This window comes from Elstera sp. (genome assembly GCF_044372965.1).
Classification (GTDB): Bacteria; Pseudomonadota; Alphaproteobacteria; order Elsterales; family Elsteraceae; genus Elstera.
Map to the genome: position 1 here is coordinate 1 of NZ_JBILQX010000295.1, position 2,703 is coordinate 2,703.

The window sequence follows — 2,703 nt, forward strand, 5'->3', positions numbered from 1 at the left end:
GCGCCAGCGGTCGCCGCGCGGCTGGCCGGTCAGCATGGGAACCTGACCCAGCAGGCCGACGAGCACCCATTCGGGACGCTGGGAACGCGGAATATAGGGACGCGCGGGGTCGTAAGCCGAGTTGCGTTTCGGCGTCAGGACGGGAACGAGCGTGACGGCCCCGGTCTCGGGATCGGTTTCTTCAAGGTGGGCTTCCTCAAGGATCGATTGACCGAAGGCATCGCTGACGTAGAGGCCAGCCCAGGTGTATTCGGCAGCATTGCCGATAACGCCGGGAGCCCCAGCGGGGCGCGTGACCCCAATAATCTCTTGCGGATCATCGGCCTCGGTCGCCGCCCGTACCTTGCCGCCGTCGAGCACGACGGATACCCCCGGTTCAATCGGTTGGCCGTCCAGGGTCTCGAACCATTCGGCATAGTCGGCGCCCGTGATGCTGGTGTTTTTAGCGGCGACGTTGCCAAGCATATCGACGCTAAAAGCGAGATCGCCGCCGTCGCCAGGGGCAGGCACAAGATTAGCGCAGCGGATGAAGAATTTTCCGGCAGCCCCCGCCTGGGGTCCGCTGCTTTCAAAGACGGTCTGAAAGCTCAAGTTGCCGGTCCCGCCATACACGACGAACAGCCCGTCGCCGCCATTGGCACCAATCGAGCCATCGTTGACGCCGAGTTGCTTGCCGTTCCAGGTTGCCGCCGACGTACCTGCTTGCGCCGGGCGGATACTGGTGCCCGAGCCGATAGCAACCACCCCATCGGGAATCGCGGGGCCATCGCCCCCGCCGGTCGGCGGCGGCGGTACCGGGGCGTTCAGGGTGAATTTGCCCCCCTTGATCGTGCCGGTCACATTGCCGCCGTCCTGCACGAACTCGATGGCATCGACGGCGGTTTTGATCATCGGCGGCACGAGAATATTGATTAGCGTGCGGGCAATCTGATCGGCGATTTTCTCAATCGCGAGGCCCAATTGGTGCCAGTCAGTATACTCCGGCGTAATCCCCGCCTTCAGAATGGCGTTGCGGATACATTCCGTAATCATATTGGCCCAAAAAGCGCGAAAGGGGGTGCCGAGAAACCCGGCTTCCAAATCGCAGTCGATAAAAAAGCCCGGCTTATCGTTAAGCGAGCCGGGCGGGGGAATGTCGAGAGGGTTCGGCACGACGAGCGTCGTGTCGGCATCGCGGAGGCGATCCATGGAAAACTCCTAAATGTCCGTTGAAAACTACGGCGCGACTGCGCCGCGCCGCTTATGCGGCGGGAGCCAAGCGGTTCGGAGAACCGCGCCCGGCACCTGAGGGCTAAAATAAAACCTCTAAAAACAGCGATCCGGGTCGCGGTTCTGGCAAAAGCTCGACCCATACCGGAAGAAGACCGAGGTATGGGCGGGCTTGAGGCGCTGGAACAGGCATTCGAGCATGGCTTGCGCTTCGGCGAGGCTCACACCGTCCTCCAGTTCGACGCAGCGGATATGCACTACCCAGGCGCAGCAGCACCCGGCGCGATGCCCCGACCGCAAGCACCCCGCGCCCAAGGGAAACGGCTCTTCGATCTGCACGTCGAAGCCCAGGAGGGCGGCGAGATCGATGAAGTAACTGGGGCTTGCGCCGCCCACAGCATTCTCGGTGGCGACGATGCGTTGACGGCGCGCATCCAGCCCCGTCACCTTGGGCATGCAAACATCCGGCAGGCCAAGCCAGCGCTCCCAGCGGCCCAAGAGTTCGACCAGCGCGCGCGGGTCGAGTTCATCGAGCAGGCGGCAGACGCGCTCTTCGAGCGTGATACTGCCGGGCGTGCTGGGCAGGGCCAAGGTCGCCGCGATGGCTTCCATCAGCTTCACCTGCACGCTCTCAGGATCACGCGGCCAGACCTCGCCGCGGGGGAGAAGCTGCAGCAGCAGATGCAAATAATCGTCGAGGCCGAGGCCGCAGACGGGTTTGAGGATCGGGTTGGGGTCGGTCCAGCGTTTGATGAGGCAGCGGCAGAAAGCCGAGGGGGTGAGAACCGCCATCGGCTTAAACCCAGGTCACAGCGCCGAAGACCGGCAGTTGTTCCGGCCCGATCATCACATTCGCCGCCGGGCTCAGCGGCACATGGTCCCACTCGCCCGCCGCAATCGAAATCGCCTCGCGGACGTGGCTGACCAGCAGCGGCAGGCCGGGCGCGCCATCGCGCAGGATCATGTCCTTCAGTTCGGCGATAATGGCGGCGCGCACATCGGGGATTGCCGCATTGCTCTCCGGCACCAGGGATTGAATGACAAAATCCACCGGCACCGGATTGGGGGCTTTGACGATCACCATGGCCGTCACCGGGCGGCGCGCCTCGATATGGGCTTGGACGTTGGCCACATCCTGCGGCAAGGGAATGCCGTTCGGGTAGCTCTCGTCCATGGTGAACAGCACGCGCACCTGACAGGGCGGGATCACCCGCACCCAGGCGCGGGTGACGCCCGGTACTTCCAAGGCCCAGGCGATATAATCATGGGCCGCGCCGCCGTGGGGCGCGCGCTGAACCCGCGCCCGCAGCCGCGCCCGCAAGCTCTCATCGCTCTCGATCTCCGCGCCGCCGCCGAGGCCCAAGGCCCCGACCGTTCCCGCTGCGGCAACGCCTGCGACCGGCGAGACGAAGCGAAGTTCCGTGCCCGGCTGAGCATTGCCCGCCGCGCCCAGGGTGAGCGCTTCCACCGAAACCGTCCCCGTCCCACCGGAGC

The 2,703-nt window shown here is 64.7% G+C and carries 3 protein-coding genes; all 3 read right to left on the reverse strand.

Annotated elements, in window-relative coordinates; translation table 11 throughout:
• Window positions 1–1,188: peptidase G2 autoproteolytic cleavage domain-containing protein (locus ACIQ36_RS19825; protein ID WP_395832574.1), on the reverse strand; the 1,188-nt coding region annotated here is incomplete at its 3' end.
• A 117-nt stretch (window positions 1,189–1,305) separates the two neighbouring features.
• On the reverse strand, window positions 1,306–2,001 hold the full coding sequence (locus ACIQ36_RS19830) for a putative phage tail protein (RefSeq protein ID WP_395832576.1): 696 nt from the start codon (window positions 1,999–2,001) through the stop codon (window positions 1,306–1,308).
• A 4-nt stretch (window positions 2,002–2,005) separates the two neighbouring features.
• Window positions 2,006–2,703 (reverse strand): baseplate J/gp47 family protein (locus tag ACIQ36_RS19835; RefSeq protein WP_395832578.1); only part of this gene is annotated, 698 nt, incomplete at its 5' end.